Origin of the sequence: Treponema sp. UBA3813 (assembly GCA_002368605.1) — a bacterium.
GTDB lineage: Bacteria > Spirochaetota > Spirochaetia > Treponematales > Treponemataceae > Treponema_D.
Window position 1 is genome coordinate 1 of record DFEB01000007.1, and the last position, 16,324, is coordinate 16,324.

Sequence of the window (16,324 nt, forward strand, 5' to 3'; positions counted from 1 at the left end):
TTTGCATTTGCTGAACAGTGCAAAAACAAGCGTAGGCGGGGTTATGGCACGAATCCACTTTGTGCGAGCGAGCGAAGCGAGTCTAATTTCCAATTTCGCACAACCGTGGATTCCAGTGCCATGTTCCCGCCGAGAGCTTGTTTTTGTGATTCTCCAATAATTTGCAAAACTCGACATTTGACCATATACTTAAATACCCCTCTATGGTAGTATTTTTGAAAAATAAGTAATCGGAGTCTTTTATGAGAAAGTTTTCCCCTTTAAGTTCTTTAATCTTTTTGTTTTTTTCAATTCTTTCTATTTTGAACATTTCCTGCAAAGAAAAAGGCGTTCAAAAGGTTAAAGTGTCCTATAGTGTTTACGAGCCCAGCATTGCCTACAATCCAGATTCCAAACCAGACTTTCTAAGCATTGAATTTGACGGTTCGGTTGCACCTATTGATATGGCAGACAAAGAACTTGATTCGCAAGGGGCTCTTCCTTCTGTTTCACCGGCAATCGAAGGAAAATGGCTTTGGGTGGGGGATTCTGTCCTTCGTTTTGTTCCTTATGAACGCTGGAAGCTTGAAACTTCGTACAAAGTGAGCCTTCCTGCTGAAATTTTTTCTCAGAATGTAATTGTTTCAAAAAATTCATTTTCTTTTACAACAGATTCTTTTACGACCAGCCTCAGAAATGTTGAATTCTATATCAATCCGGAAAATCCTCTTGAAAAGCGGGTCACGGCCACTGTGTCGGGCAGCCACCCGATCGAAAAGGAAGGTTTTGAAAAGTTCGTTTCAATGGGAATAACACATCCCTCTTCGCATAAGAAAAATCCCGTTAATTTTACTATTTCATGGAGCAAGGACGGACTTGAAGCATATCTTGTGAGTGATAACATTCCTGTTCCTCCCCAAACCGCAGAGTTGAAGGTTGAAATGTCTTCCGGCATCAAAACAATTATCGGGGAAGCGACTTCGTCTAATTCAGATTCAGTAGATGTAGAAATCCCTGGTATGAGCGACTTTGTTCGGATTACCGACATTTCTCATTCACTTATCAAAAATGAAGACCAGAATTACGATCAGGTTATTACAGTTGAGACAAAGGGGTCTGTCAGCGCAGAAGAACTCCTTTCTCACATGGAAGTTTACCTGCTGCCAAATGACCGGCCAGAAGAGCAGGGCTGGGATTATGAGAGAAATTATGACTGGCGCGGTACAAGTATTCAGTTTTTTACCGATAAAGTAAAAGCCCAGTCTGTTAAAATAGAACCAAAAATTATTCCTTCTCCAGAAAACGCTTCACCAATAAATAATTTTATCATCAAAGTGCCGGAGCTTTCTTATATCCTCGTGCGCTTTACGGGAACGATTAATTTCTTCGGCGGCTACAAACTGGTCAATGATAAAGACAATCAGAACTACGAGTTTTTGAGAGTCAAAAGCTATCCTGTGGAGCTGGGAATCTTGTCTGAAGGAACGATTCTTTCTCTTTCTGGCAGCCGAAAAATGGCAATTTCTTCACGGGGAATTTCGAAGGTCAGGTATTCGCTTTCACGAATCATGCCAAAAGATGTGAATCACCTTGTTTCACAGTCAAATGGCGATATGAAGAATTTCCGCTTTGATTCTTACAATTTTGATGAAAGCAATATTTCCGAAAAGGAAACATCTGATTATATGATTCCGAACTGGTCAAAAGAATTTGTTTCTTATTATTCTTTTGATTTTTCTTCTCACCTGGCTCCTAATCCAAGCAAGAATCTTTCAAACGGCCTCTTTCTCTTTGAGGTCGCTGACTATTCAAGCGGCTATTCTTCTTCTAGAAGTGACAAGCGGCTTATCCTCATAACTGATTTGGGCTTCATCGTAAAAAAGAACCGGGACGGCTCACGGGATGTCTTCGTTCAGTCAATTTCAAAAGGTAGTCCTGTGGCAAATGCTCAGGTTCAAATTATTGGCTTAAACGGAAATGCAGTCATTTCTACTTACACCGACTCAAACGGTCATGCAACAATCCCGGATTATTCTTACAGCGGAAATCCAGAGCACCGTCCTACGGCGTATGTAGTAAAAACTTCAAACGATTTGTCTTTCATGCCGTATTCTGAGCGGGGTAGAAGCCTTGATTACTCAAATTATGATGTTGGTGGCGAGTATGGTATTGATGCTCCTACAAAAATCTCTGCTTATATGTTCTCTGACCGGGGAATGTACCGGCCCGGCGACACAGTTCACATCGGCGTAATCGCAAAATCCGGGGACTGGAACATCGATTTAAAGAATCTTCCTCTTGAGACGGAAGTCCTTGACTCTCAAAGTTCGGTTATTTACTCAAATCAGTTCCGCCTTTCTTCTTCGGGCTTCGAGGAAATTACTTTCTCAACAAAAGACTATTCTCCTACAGGTATGTATGACATCAATCTTTACATTCTGAAGGAACAGAACGGTAAACTGAAGAGAGAATATCTTGCTTCAACAAGCGTAAAAATCGAGGAATTCCTGCCTGACACCCTGAAACTTTCTGCCAGCTTCGATCCTCTTCCAAAAGAGGGCTGGATTAACCCGCAGAAGCTCAAAGGTCTGGTCAGCCTTAAAAATCTCTTCGGCACTCCTGCCCGGGGTAACGATGTAAAGGCTCAGATGACTCTTTATCCGGGCTTCCCTGTTCTCAGAAAGTATTCAGACTACTATTTCTCAGATCCTTTCTACAAATCAAATTCTTACGATGAATTCCTGGGCACCAAGCAGACCGACGATAATGGCGAGGCTTCTTTTGACTTGGATATTGAAAAATTTGAAAAAGCGACTTACCGCCTTGAATTCTATGTGGAAGGCTACGAAAAGGAGAGCGGAAGGAGCGTCAGCCAGATGTCCAGCATGTATGTTTCGCCGCTCAAGCACCTGATTGGCTACAAGGCAGACGGCTCGCTTTCATACATCAACCGGGATTCAAAACGCAAGCTTTCTTTCATCGCCATTGATCAGGATTTGAACCGAATCAATCTCAGCGATGTCACCGTTAATATAGAAGAAGTCAAGTACATTTCCACCTTGGTCAAACAGCCCAACGGGCTCTTTAAATACCAGTCTGTTAAAAAAGCATATCCTCTTTCTTCTGAGAAAATCACGATTTCTAAAAACGGTACTGATTTCTTCGTTCCCTCAAATGCTTCTGGTGAATACAAAATCACCCTGCTGGACAGCGAAGGCCTTGTTTTCAATACGATTTCTTACACCATTGTCGGCGATCAGAATACAAGCCGCAGCCTTACCCGCACCGCAGAACTTGAGCTTAAACTGGAAAAATCTGACCTCGCATGCGGTGACACGGCAAAAGTCTTTATCAAGGCTCCATATACAGGCTTCGGTCTGATTACTGTTGAACGGGACAAGGTTTATTCTTACAAATGGTTTAAGGCTAATGAGCTTTCCAGCGTTCAGACAATCCAGATTCCTCAGGGAATTGAAGGAAATGCCTACATAAATGTAATGTTCAGTCGAAGCCCGGATTCAGAAGAGATTTTCATGAGTCCTTTCTGTTACGGGGCAATTCCTTTCACCCTTGATAAGGGTAACCGAACAAACAAAATCAAGCTGGATTTCAAAGACGAGATTAAGTCTGGCGAGGACTTGACGATTAACTATTCTTCTTCTGATGAAGGAAAAATCGTAATCTACGCCGTGGACGAAGGAATTCTTCAGGTCGCTAAATATCGCAATCCGAATCCTCTTTCATTCTTCTTCAAAAAACGCGCCCTTGAAGTCCGAACCTCTCAGATTCTCGACCTTGTTCTTCCTGAATTTGAAGTTCTCAAAACTATGAGTGCAATGGGTGGCGGTGCCGGCATGGACGAGCTTTCAAAGAATCTCAATCCTTTCAAGCGAAAACAGAACGCTCCCGTGGCCTACTGGTCCGGAATCATCGATACCGGCCGTGAAGAGAGAAGCGTCACTTACCATGTCCCGGATTACTTTAACGGCACAATCCGCATTATCGCAGTCGCCGTCTCAAAGGGAACAATCGGCGTTGAGCAGTCTTCGACACTTGCCCGAAACACCTTCATCATCAGCCCTAACGCTCCTCTTGCAGTAGCTCCTGGCGATGAATTTGATGTAAGCGTTACCGTCACCAACAATCATCGCGGCTCTGGCTCTGCGAATAAGGTTACTCTCACGGCAAGCCCCAGCCAGCATCTTTCTATTGTGGGTGAAAAATCTGTACCACTCACGATTGATGAGGGCAAGGAAGCCACTGTTTCATTCAAAGTCAAGGCAAACAATGTTCTTGGTGGGGCAGAAATCACATTCAAGGCTTTTGACGCGAGCGAATCTTCAAAATTGAGTACGACTTTAAGTGTCCGCCCGTCAATGCCATATCAAATCTGGATAAAATCGGGCAAAACCGACAAAAAAGAAATTTCTGCAGATGTAAATCACAAACTATATGATGAATTTGCAAAACGCAGCCTGTCTGTTTCCAATGTTCCGACAACATTCCTCGACGGCTTGAATTTCTACCTTGCAAATTATCCTTATGGATGCGCTGAGCAGGTCACAAGTAAGGCATATCCTTATCTCTTTGAGGATTTTGTTAAGGCCGGCGGAAAAACCCATGCCGACGCTCAGAAAATGGTCAGCGATACAATCGCTATTCTACAGGCACGAATGCTTTCTGACGGAAACATCGGCTACTGGACTAACAAAAGCTCACCGATGCCTGAAATCACCCTCTATTGTGCGGAATTCCTGACGGACGCCAAAAAACACGGTTTCTTTGTTCCTCAGAGATTCTTTGACAAGGTTTTGGGAGCTGTCAAATCAATCGCCAATTCTTCAAAAGATTCTGGCTTCGACATTATGCTGCGCGCTCACGCAATCTATATCCTCACCAACAACGAGATCGTTACAACAAGCTATCTTGAAAAGCTTGAGGGCGACTTGAACCGCAAGAATTACAGCGAAACTGACTACGAAGGGCTTTACCTTGCCGCCAGCTACGCTATGCTCAAACAGGACAAAAAGGCGAATTCAATCCTCGGCAAAATCAAGCGCAAGAAGATTTTTGATTCTTCATGGATGTTCCACAATGGTCTGCACTATGTTTCAACCTACATCGATGTGATTGCCCGCTACTTCCCTGAGCGTATCACCGACATCAAATCAAATCAGGTGGAATATCTGTGCGAAGGTCTTGAAAGTATGAGTTCATACAATACTTATTCAGTGAGCGCGGCAATCCGGGCTTTTGAAAGCTATTCAAATGTAGAAAAGGGCGGAATCTATTCAGCCTACGAGATTTTCGGAAAAAACGAGAAGGCAATTCCGCTTGAGGGCAATCAGATTCTCAAAGGTGCTTTCACAAAAGACGCCGAAAAGATTTCTTTCCGTACCAGCGAAAAAATGCCGATTTTCTTCCAGACTTTACAGGCAGGTTTTGAGACATCAATTCCTGAAAAGGACATAAAGGAAGGTCTTGAAGTAAGCCGTGAATTCACAAATCTTGACGGCAAAAAAATCGATTCTGTAAAAGCAGGTGATGACATACTTGTAAAAGTTTCATTCCGCTCTCTCAAAGGCTCGATTCCAAATATCGCCATGGTGGACATGCTTTCGGCCGGCCTTGAGGCAGACATCGAATCAATCCGCTCTGGAAAATACAACAAGGGCTGGTCTGCCGATTATGTTGACATCCGCGAAGACCGGGTCGTGATTTACGGCACTGTCACGGACAAGATAAACACCTTCACCTACAAGGCAAAAGCTACGAATACTGGAAAATTCGTAGTCCCGCCTATGTTCGCAGAGTCTATGTATAACAAAGATATACGCGCCCTTTCTCCTCACGCGCCGCTTACGATTGAGGCAAGAAAGTAGGTGTTGTCAAAAAAGAAACTCTGTCTGCTGATTGCATTCTGTATTGTCATGGACGCATTTCATCTGGCAGTCGCAGGCCCCTTCCTCGCAGAAAAATTGCGGGGAGATATTTTTCACGGCCTCGAATTTTCCGTCGTTTACACTGACAAAAACGGCGGGCTTCTTCAGATTTTTCTCACAGAGGATGATAAATTCCGAATTTACCGCCCCCTGTCGGATTTTCCCAAGGAATTTGTTGAGGCAGTTCTCTTGCAGGAAGACCGCTATTTCTATTCTCACAGGGGTATAAACCCGGTGGCCATCGTGAAGGCTGGAATTGAGACTTACATTAAAAAATCCCGCCGCATGGGGGCTTCAACAATCACCATGCAGACGGCGAAACTCAAATACGGCCTTTACACAAAATCAATTTTCGGAAAACTCAGGCAGATTTACAGGGCTTTGGTCCTCGAATTCTGCTATTCAAAGCAGGAAATCCTTGAGTGTTACCTTAACCTCGCTCCCTGCGGCTATAATATAGAAGGATTTGAAACGGCCAGCTGGTATTATTTCAATAAATCAATCAGGGAACTCAATCTCTCTGAGAATATAATGCTGGCGGTGTTGCCACAAAATCCTATTAAACGAAGTCCTTCTCCACTGCGCACTCCAAGCGAACTTATTGATGCAAGAAAAATCCTTTTTGAAAGATGGATAGAAAATCATCCAGAAGACTCTTCAAAAGCCCCCTTCATGGATATGCAGATGTCAACAGAATGTCGCTTTCCCAACGAGGCCCGTCATTTTTGCGAGATGCTTTACTATGACCGTGGTAAAACTTCCGATACAGACAAAAAAAGTCGCAGGGCTGTAAAGACCACTTTAAATTTGCGACTTCAAAAGCAGTGCGAGGAGATTTTTGACACTTATATCCATCAGAACCGGCACTTCGGCGTTGAGAACGGCGCAATCCTCTTGCTGGACTGGCAGAATATGGAAATCGTGGCCAACATTGGCTCTGCCGATTATTACAATGATTCTATTCAGGGGCAGGTAAATCTGACCACATCAAAACGCTCTCCAGGCTCTACATTAAAACCTTTTATCTATGCTATGGCTCTGGAGCAGGGGTTGATCCACTATGATACAATGCTGAAAGATACGCCCGTTACCTTCAACGAATATTCTCCCGACAACTACGGAAGCATTTTTAAGGGGCCGGTAAAGGCTTGGTTTGCCCTGGGTGACAGCCGCAATATTCCTGCCATTGCCCTGAACCGGGATTTAAAAGAGCGGGATTTGTACGATTTTATGACTGAATCTGGTGTTTCACAGATGAAGGAGAGGGAGCATTACGGTCTTTCAATAGTTTTGGGAACTTGTGAAGTGACCATGCTGGAACTGGCAAAAATGTATGCGACTCTTGCCAGTAACGGAATTCAGAAAGAAATCCGCGCAGTCTATTCGCCGAAAAACGAAGTGGGAAAGCGTATGCTGACTTCGGAAAGTGCCTTTATCGTAAAAAAAATGCTTGAGGAGAACACTCCGCCTTATCAGCATAAGCCCAAAGAGCTTGAAGGCGTAAAAATCGCCTACAAAACAGGAACTTCCATCGGCTTTAAGGACAGCTGGAGCGTAGGAATTTTTGACCGTTATGTTCTTTGTGTCTGGATTGGAAACTTTGACGGTCACGGAAACAATTCTTTTTTGGGCAGGACCATGGCGGCTCCGCTTCTGTTCAACCTTGCCTATCATATTTTGTCTGAAATTCCCCAAAATGAGAGGATGAAGGCGGCCATTCCGCCAAAAAATGCCATTCAGGTGAAGGTCTGTTCTGTTTCCGGCGGCCTTCCTACCGAGGCCTGCGAGCAGACTGAATGGAGCTGGTTTATTCCTGGAGTCTCACCAATCAAAACCTGTAAAATTCATCGAAAAATCAATATCGATACCCGCACTGGCTACCGCACTGATGAAAGCGGGGAGCCTTATATAAAAACCGTTTCCAGGGAATTCTGGCCCAGTGATTTGCAGAATCTTTTTGAACAGGCAGGTCTTCCTCGTCTTAAGCCACCTGAGTACCCGCCGGAAGATTTTTCATATTCTGCCCACGGTCAGGGCTTTCCGCCGGAAATTGTCTCGCCCATGACAGGCACGGACTATGTTTTCAGAAAATCAGACACCAGTCGCAACAAAATCATGCTTCATGCGGTGGCAGACGCGGATTCAGCCGAACTTTTATGGTATTGCGGAAGCGATTACATAGGCCGGAGCGAGCCGGGAAAGTCTCTGGAATGGTCGCCTAAGCCGGGAGTTTACGATATTACCGTCTCTGACCAAAAAGGCCGCAGCGACAGCGTTGTGGTTTCAATCGTGGAGACGGAATAGATTCTCTTGTCAGCAAGCTGTTTTTTCTGCCTGAAAATTTATTTCCAAATTTGAGTATGCTCACATTGAGTAAATCTGAAAAATCATCTATAATTTTATCCAAATTCTATCTTGAATCATATCCTTTGGAGGAATTATGACAATTGCTGAAATGCTTAGTCAGAGTATTATCCTTACTCTGCTTGGTATGTGTGTTGTTTTCAGTTTCCTTGTCATCATGATTATTTGTATGAACGGTCTTCGTATTTTCGTTCATGCAACTGGTCTCGACAAAGAAGAAGCTAAAACTGATGTTGCGGCGCCAGTAGCGCCCGCAGTCGACCAAAATGCTGTCGTTGCCGCAATCGCAACGGCTTTGCACGAAAAAAACTAAAAGAGGTTAATCTAAATGGCTAAGAAAATTGGTATTTCTGAACTTGTTTTGCGTGATGCTACACAGTCACTTCACGCTACTCGTATGACTTTGGCAGATATGTTGCCAATCGCTCCAAAAATTGACAAAATCGGTTACTGGGCCGCAGAGGCTTGGGGTGGAGCTACTTACGATTCTTGTATCCGCTTCCTTAACGAAGATCCATGGGAGCGCCTCCGCAAATTGCACGCCGCAATGCCAAACACAAAAATCATGATGCTTCTTCGTGGTCAGAACCTCCTTGGTTACCGCCACTATGCAGACGACGTTGTTGATAAGTTCGTCGAGTACGCATCAAAGAACGGCGTTGATGTATTCCGAATTTTCGATGCTTGTAATGACCCGCGCAACCTTGAGCGCGCTACAAAAGCAGCTAAAGCTACTGGCAAACATGTCCAGATGGCTATTTCATACGCTACAACTCCATATCACACAAAAGAAATCTACGCAGAGCTCGCAAAAACATACGCTGACTTCGGTGCAGACTCTATCTGTATCAAAGATATGTCAGGTTTGCTCAAACCATTCGAGGCTTATGATCTCGTAAAAGCAATCAAATCAAAGGTTGACCTTCCTGTTGAGATTCACTCACACGCTACAACAGGTCTTTCAGTTGCTACTCTTCTTAAGGCAGCTGAGGCTGGTGCAGACGTTCTCGATACTGCAATTTCTGCAATGGCTATGGGTACATCACACTCACCGACAGAGACTGTCGTTGAAATGCTCAAAGGCACAGATTTCGACACTGGTCTCGACATTTCTGCTTTGCTTGAAATCGCAGCTTACTTCCGCGACATCCGAAAGCACTATGCTTCACTCGAGTCTAAATTCTTGGGAGCAGATACCCGAATCCTTAAAAGCCAGGTTCCAGGCGGTATGCTTTCTAACCTCGAAAGCCAGCTCAAACAGCAGGGCGCATCAGACAAAATCGACCAGGTTTTGGCAGAGCTTCCACTCGTTCAGAAAGACGTTGGATACGTTCCACTCGTAACACCAACATCACAGATCGTCGGTACACAGGCCGTATTCAATGTACTCTTCGGCCGCTATGAGCGCATGACTGGTGAATTCTGTGACCTTCTCACAGGTAAATATGGTAAAGTTCCTGCTGAGCCAAACAAAGATCTCGTTAAAAAGGCTCTTGAGCAGAACAAAATGGAAGAAGCCATCACTTGCCGTCCGGCAGACAAAATCGCTCCTGAGTGGGACAAAATGGTTGAGGAAGCAAAAGCAAACGGCGGAAACGGCTCAGTCGAGGATGTCCTCACTTATGCTATGTTCCCGAAAGTTGCTACAAAATTCTTCGAGACTCGAGCAAACGGTCCTGTAGACGCAGAAAAAACATTCGGTCTCAAAGAGACTCCAAAAGCCGCTTCTTCTTCAAACGGTTCATACACTGTTACAGTCAACGGACAGAGCTACAGCGTTCAGTCTAACGGCGACACAGTCACAGTCAACGGAACTCCATACAATGTTTCATTCGGCGCTCCAAGCGCAGCTCCTGCAGCAGCCGCTCCAGTTGCAGTTGGAGGAGTTGATGTTAAGGCTCCAGTTGCTGGTACTCTTCTTAAACAGTGCTTCGCTAACGGAACAAAAGTTTCAAAAGGTCAGACTGTCATCATCATCGAATCTATGAAGATGGAACTTGAAGTTAAGGCTTCTGATGACGGCACAATCACATATTCTGTTCCAACAGGAACTCAGATTACAGCAGGTCAGGTTCTCGCTTCTATCGGTGGAGTCGTTGCAGCTGCCCCGGCAGCTAGCGCCGCTCCGGCAACTCCTGCTCCTGCAGCAGCCCCTGCCGCTGCTCCTGTTGCGGCTGCTCCAGCTGGCGGAAAGCCGGTTAACGCTCCTGTTGCCGGTACTCTCCTCAAATACGCAGTTGCTGAGGGGGCTTCTGTTCAGGCTGACACAACAGTCGTAATCATCGAATCTATGAAGATGGAACTTGAAATCAAGGCCGGTGCCGCTGGTAAAATCCACTTCACAGCTCCAACAGGCTCACAGGTAACTGCTGGTCAGGCTGTCGCTTCTGTTCAGTAAAGATTGTCATTGCCGTGTTCTGCACGGCAATCTATATAGGAAACTAAAATGATTGATTTGAACAAAGATTTTAAGAAAAAGGTTTTCGGCGTAACTCTCGCTATTATGGCGATTGCTTTCGTTGTATCGACCGGCTCCAAAGTTTTCGCACAGTCATCAAATGACATGACTGTCGAAAGCCAGTATCTTTCAGGAACGGACAATTCTTCTGTATCTTCTGGTACCGGTCTCAACCGTACTATTAAGGGAACGGAGAAGTGGGGCGAAGAGCACAACATTGACCCCCTCAAATTCGTTCAGAATATCGGTAAATCAACTGGTATCTACCAGATGATGAATCAGAAAAAGGTTGAACCAAAGGCTGAATTCAAAGAGCCGATTGCTGAAGCTCCAGAGAAAGACTGGGGAACGGCTCCTGGATGGCAGTCACTTATCATGATTGCAGTTGGCTTCCTTATTGTCTATCTCGCTGTAGGTAAAGGATTTGAGCCGCTTCTTCTGATTCCAATCGGATTCGGTACAATCCTCGTCAATATCGTTGGCGCAAACATGGGCGAATTGCCTGACGGTATGCTGGCAATCATCTACCATGCTGGCGTTGGTAACGAGTTCTTCCCCATGCTCATCTTCATGGGTATCGGTGCAATGACAGACTTCGGTCCCCTTATCGCTAACCCCAAAACAGCTATCCTCGGTGGTGCGGCTCAGTTCGGCGTATTCTTCACACTTTTTGGTGTTGCCGTAATGAACCTCTTTGGTCTCAACTATAACATCATGCAGGCTTGTGCTATCGGTATCATCGGTGGCGCTGACGGCCCGACATCAATCTATGTTTCTGGAAAACTTGCTCCAGAACTCATGGGTGTTATCGCTGTCGCGGCTTACTCTTACATGGCTTTGGTTCCGATGATTCAGCCTCCAATCATGAAGCTCCTTACTTCTAAAAAAGAACGACTTATCAAAATGCCGAACCCTCGCGCTGTTCCGCGCATGGAAAAGGTTTTGTTCCCGCTCATGCTTTTGATTCTTACGATTCTCTTGTTGCCTCCTGCAGCACCTCTTATCGGTATGCTGGCATTCGGTAACTTCGTAAAAGAGTCTGGTGCCGCTCAGCGTCTTTCAAAGACAATGGAAAATGAATTGATGAACATTGTTTCAATCGTTCTTTCATTGGGTGTCGGCTCTCAGATGACTCCGGAGAAAATCATCAAAGGTGAGTCTGTTGGTATCATCGTTCTTGGTTTGGTTGCATTCGCTGTTGCTACAGCAGGCGGTTTGCTCATGGCAAAACTCATGAATATCTTCTTGCCGAAAGACAAGAAAATCAACCCGCTCATCGGTTCAGCTGGCGTTTCGGCAGTTCCAATGGCAGCCCGCGTCGCAAACAAAGTTGGTCAGGCGGAAGATCCTTCAAACTTCCTCTTGATGAACGCAATGGGGCCGAACGTTGCAGGTGTTATCGGTACAGCTATGGCAGCCGGTGTATTCATCGCCACTTACGGTGGGCTGCGCTAAAGCGAATCCCACCGCAAGTGGCTTAGCGAGTTTCTGCTATGGCAGAAACTCGATCGCTTCGATTTTATGGTGGTCTCCGCTAAGGAATTCCTCACAGAGGCCACAGAGTTCACAGAGGTTTTTATTTGTTAAAAGAAATGCTCTCTGTGCGCTCTAAAGCTCTGTGAGGAATTTAAAGTCTATGAAATCACGCTTTCTGCACTTTATTCTTGCTTTTCTTCTCTTGTTTTCTGCTCCGTTTGGAACGAGTGTGCAGACGGCACTTCTTGATTCTTCCGACGACATAAAAGTCGTTACGATTCATTCTTCAAGTCAGGAACTTACACCCCTGCTTGTGACTGAGTCAAAAATCATTGAGCGAACTATTGTCCGCTCACAAAAGAAATCAGCGAGTACGCAGGAATTCAATCACGAATCTTTCTGTGCTTTCGCTGATTTTTCTTTTTATTCCCCTTCATTTACAAGCAGTACGATTCCATCTTCAAGAATCCTGCTTCTTCCCAAATCTCTTCAAACTGTAATTTTTCTCCAAACCCTCATCTAGATTAACTCCAATCTTTTCTAGTTTTTATTTTTTTTTCTTATTTTTATTTTTCTCATTTTAGGAGTGTCTTATGGCTGAGATTATTATTATATCTGTTGTTGTAATTTCATTAGTTGCTTGTATTTTTTTCTTTAACAGACATTAGAAAAAAATGGCAGGAGCTATTGTCTTGCTTGCAGAAATCCGCAGAGAAAAATTTTTCATGCGGGCAAATCATTTGTGAACTTAAAAAATTATAGAGGTGATTTTATGTTATTCGGATTTATTGCTATTGTTTTAATCGTTGTTTCTGCTGTTATCTTTTCGATTCTGGGAGTTGCCGTTGACAACTTCGGCGACAAGTGCATCGAAATGATTGACAGAAAACGATAAACAAAAGCGTTTCATTCCTTAAAAGTCACCGAAACTTCTTCAAAGCCAGAGGCCAGGAGGATTGTTTCGGTGATTTCTTTTGCATGAGACTTTGCTTCTTCCAAAAAGCCTGTTTCTAAAATCTCGGCTGAGGCCGATTCTTGATTAAAGCGGATCTCTGCCATAATTTCCTGAACGGAAATAGAAACGAAGGCGCTCTTGCTTTCATCGAATACTTCAATGCTTGAAATGTCATTTGAAAGCACTTCCACTGGCGGTAGTTCGACTTTTACGCTTTTCCCCCGGTTTGACACAGAGATTTTTGCCTTGGATATGTCGGAAATGCCCCCGCGGATAAGGCCTGTGTATTTTACTATGCTGTAAGTTTTTGCCAGCCCAGCGATTCTAGTCTTTTTGATAGATATGACATCGGAGTATGTGTTTTTGACCGTGGTAAGCTCCGCGCATTTTTGCAATTCCCTAAAAACAATGGCAGAAGATTTCTCAGTCTTGACTTCCCCCAGTTTCTGCCAGCTAAATTTCCCGCCAAAAAAGAGAGCGCAGAGCAGGGCGAGAATCACTATTATCTTGAAAAGAATTTTGTTGGCGAATTTTGAGAAAATCTTCAAAATCAAAGGACTTTTACTTTTTTTCTCGCTTTTATCTTTTTTCATAAGTACCTCCAAATTATCCCTTGTTACTTTTTTACTTTAAATTTATTTCAATCTAGTATACACTATATTCTATGGAAAACAATCAGGTTTCGCTTTCACAGGCAGAAGTTGATAAACTTTTGGGATTATCTGGCGCTTCTGAGCCTTCTTCTCAAGCAAAAAAAGAAAAAAAATCTTACAAAATCAAGGAATTCCTCTCGGCAGAGCAGCTTGAAGAAGTCAGGGAAGTCTGCAAAAATGTCTACAAGCATTTTAAACTTGATTTGCGGGCAAAATTCGGTGAGCCAAAAATCCGCAAGCTCACGCTCACTTCTCTTGAGCATGCAAATATAAACGAATTTTTCGACACGATTTCCGAGAATGACTTTCTCTACGAAGTTTCTTTTGGCAAGGGCAAGGCTTTTATCAAGCTGGATACCTTCCTTTTCGGAGCCCTTTCCGGCATGACAATCGACACCAAGCATAAAATCAATTTTTTTCAGAGCGAAGTCCTCAGAGAATTCGTCGTTAACTTTCTGGCAGGCTCTTTTGCCCGTCAGCTCAGCGAAAAATCCCAGCCAGAGATTACATCTCTTTTTGAGCAGGACAAAAAGCCTTTCCGCACAGGGAAATCAGGTCTTTCACTTACAATAAACTGGAACGAGAATTTGCGCTCATTCGGAATCGAAAAAATCTTCCTTACAAAAGAACTGGTGGAAAATTTCCGCGTGTTTTCAAAATAACAAGGTATTATTAGAACAAAGCCGCGATTTTTGATACAATCTTTATATGTCTGTCGTCCGAAAAATCACATCGGGCATGGAAAGACGCTACTGGACTTATACTTTCCTTTCGCCACTTTTCATGTTCGGTGAAGTCATCATGGAAACAACGATTCCCCTGGTCATGGCAAAAATCGTCGATGTGGGAATCAAAAACAAAGACTCAGATTTTGTCATCCGCTTCGGGCTTTTAATGGTCTTGATGGCGAGTTTTTCTCTTTTTTGCGGTGCCATGTGCGGCAGGATCTCTTCTCTTGCGGCTTTCGGTTTTTCTAAAAATCTCCGAAAAAAACTCTTCGCCAGGGTGCAGGACTTTTCTTTTTCAAATATGGATCATTTCGGCACTGATTCTTTGGTCACCCGCCTCACCACTGATGTCACCAACTTGCAGAACATGTACCAGAACTGTATCCGCACGGCAGTCCGCTCCCCGATTATGCTCATTTTCGGAACGATTATGGCCTGTCAAATCAACGCCCGGCTGGCTCTTATTTTCTTTATTGTCATTCCTCTGCTTGCTACGGTACTTATTTCTATCGTGCATATCGTCTATCCCCGCTTCCGCCAGATGCTTAAAAAATACGACAATTTAAACCGAGTCGTTCAGGAAAATCTGATTGCAATCCGCGTGGTCAAGGCTTTTGTTCGCGGCGACCACGAAAACGCCAAATTTGACGAAATCGCCGAGGACTTGCAGCGCACTCAGGTGGGGGCCGAAAAAATCGTCATACTAAATATGCCAATCATGCACCTCATGGTTTACGGCTGCATTGTAAGCGCCCTATGGTTCGGCGGCAACATGGTCATTTCTGGCAAAATGCAGACCGGCGGGCTTATCAGTTTTATTTCTTATATCACACAGATTCTCATGTCGCTTATGATGCTTTCCCGCCTTTTTGTAATGTTCATCTTGAGCCGCACATCCCTTTCCAGAGTCATGGAAGTTTTGGATGAAGAGATAGAAATTCATAATGCAGAATGCAAAATGCAGAATGAGGAGAGATGTTTAAGTCCCCTGCAGTCAGGTAGGCAAGTTTTAGAAGCTAGGGGCAAGTCTTTGAATGACATCGAGTTTTCTCATGTTTATTTCTCTTATGACAAAAAAATGGAGCATTCGGTTCTTAGTGACATTAATCTTTCGATTCCGCAAGGAAGCACAGTGGGAATTCTTGGCGGAACGGGAAGCTCAAAGTCTACATTGGTTCAGCTTATTCCCCGCCTTTACGAAGTGACTGAAGGCTCAGTCAAGGTGGGCGGAAAGGATGTCCGCCAGTGGAATTTGACGGACTTGCGCAAGAAAATCGGCTTTGTCTTACAGAAAAACACTCTTTTTTCAGGAACAATCGCCGAAAACCTGCGCTGGGGAAATGAGAATGCCTCGGACGAGGACTTAATTGCCGCCTGCAAGGCCAGCGATGCCCACGGATTCGTCACTTCCTTTCCCGACGGCTACGACACGGACTTGTCTCAGGGGGGAGTCAATCTTTCCGGCGGGCAGAAGCAGCGTCTTTGTATTGCCCGCGCCCTGATCAAAAAACCGGACATTCTTGTGCTTGACGACTCCACCAGCGCGGTGGACACGGCCACGGATTTACGAATCAGAAATGCCCTTCGTTCTTCCCTTCCTGCCACCACAAAGCTTATCATCGCCCAGAGAATCGCTTCGGTTCAGGACGCGGATTTTATCATCGTGCTGGACTCTGGCAAAATCAACGGAATCGGAAGTCATGACGAACTGATGAAGTCAAATCAGATTTACCGGGAAGTCTACGAATCCCAGATGAGTGAAAACTAGG

At 44.5% G+C, this 16,324-nt stretch carries 10 protein-coding genes; 9 read left to right on the forward strand and 1 reads right to left on the reverse strand.

Features of this window, described 5'->3' with window-relative positions:
* Window positions 1-242 precede the first annotated feature (242 nt).
* From B2089_RS00495 to B2089_RS00525, 7 genes are all read left to right on the forward strand, one after another.
* Window positions 243-5,861, forward strand: coding sequence for an alpha-2-macroglobulin (locus B2089_RS00495; RefSeq protein ID WP_296325467.1), 5,619 nt, complete (start codon window positions 243-245; stop codon window positions 5,859-5,861).
* A gap of 48 nt (window positions 5,862-5,909) precedes the next feature.
* Window positions 5,910-8,225 (forward strand): penicillin-binding protein 1C, encoded by a 2,316-nt coding sequence (gene pbpC, locus B2089_RS00500; RefSeq protein ID WP_296685322.1) that lies wholly within the window; start codon window positions 5,910-5,912, stop codon window positions 8,223-8,225.
* Window positions 8,226-8,361: 136 nt separating this feature from the next.
* On the forward strand, window positions 8,362-8,598 hold the full coding sequence (locus B2089_RS00505; protein ID WP_296325462.1) for an OadG family protein: 237 nt from the start codon (window positions 8,362-8,364) through the stop codon (window positions 8,596-8,598).
* Window positions 8,599-8,613: 15 nt separating this feature from the next.
* Complete coding sequence (oadA, locus tag B2089_RS00510; protein WP_296685326.1) at window positions 8,614-10,683, forward strand: sodium-extruding oxaloacetate decarboxylase subunit alpha; 2,070 nt, start codon at window positions 8,614-8,616, stop codon at window positions 10,681-10,683.
* 48 nt (window positions 10,684-10,731) lie between these two features.
* Entirely contained in the window at window positions 10,732-12,198 is a 1,467-nt protein-coding gene (locus B2089_RS00515) for a sodium ion-translocating decarboxylase subunit beta (protein WP_296685329.1), read from the forward strand.
* A 181-nt stretch (window positions 12,199-12,379) separates the two neighbouring features.
* Window positions 12,380-12,742 carry a hypothetical protein gene (locus tag B2089_RS00520; RefSeq protein ID WP_296325037.1) on the forward strand — a complete coding sequence of 121 codons (363 nt, stop codon included), beginning with the start codon at window positions 12,380-12,382 and terminating at the stop codon, window positions 12,740-12,742.
* 249 nt (window positions 12,743-12,991) lie between these two features.
* A complete protein-coding gene (locus tag B2089_RS00525; protein WP_296325034.1) occupies window positions 12,992-13,114 on the forward strand; it encodes a hypothetical protein in 123 nt (40 codons plus the stop codon).
* Between the two features lie 11 nt (window positions 13,115-13,125).
* On the opposite strand, the gene B2089_RS00530 is transcribed toward B2089_RS00525, so the two are convergent.
* Window positions 13,126-13,767 carry a DUF4230 domain-containing protein gene (locus B2089_RS00530; protein ID WP_296325032.1) on the reverse strand — a complete coding sequence of 214 codons (642 nt, stop codon included), beginning with the start codon at window positions 13,765-13,767 and terminating at the stop codon, window positions 13,126-13,128.
* A 71-nt stretch (window positions 13,768-13,838) separates the two neighbouring features.
* Between B2089_RS00530 and B2089_RS00535 the strand changes: the two genes are divergently transcribed.
* Both B2089_RS00535 and B2089_RS00540 read left to right on the forward strand, forming a co-directional pair.
* Window positions 13,839-14,489: a hypothetical protein gene (locus tag B2089_RS00535; protein ID WP_296325029.1), complete on the forward strand. Its 651-nt coding sequence runs from the start codon at window positions 13,839-13,841 to the stop codon at window positions 14,487-14,489.
* Window positions 14,490-14,535: 46 nt separating this feature from the next.
* On the forward strand, window positions 14,536-16,323 hold the full coding sequence (locus B2089_RS00540) for an ABC transporter ATP-binding protein (protein ID WP_296325027.1): 1,788 nt from the start codon (window positions 14,536-14,538) through the stop codon (window positions 16,321-16,323).
* The last annotated feature ends 1 nt before the right edge of the window (window position 16,324 follow it).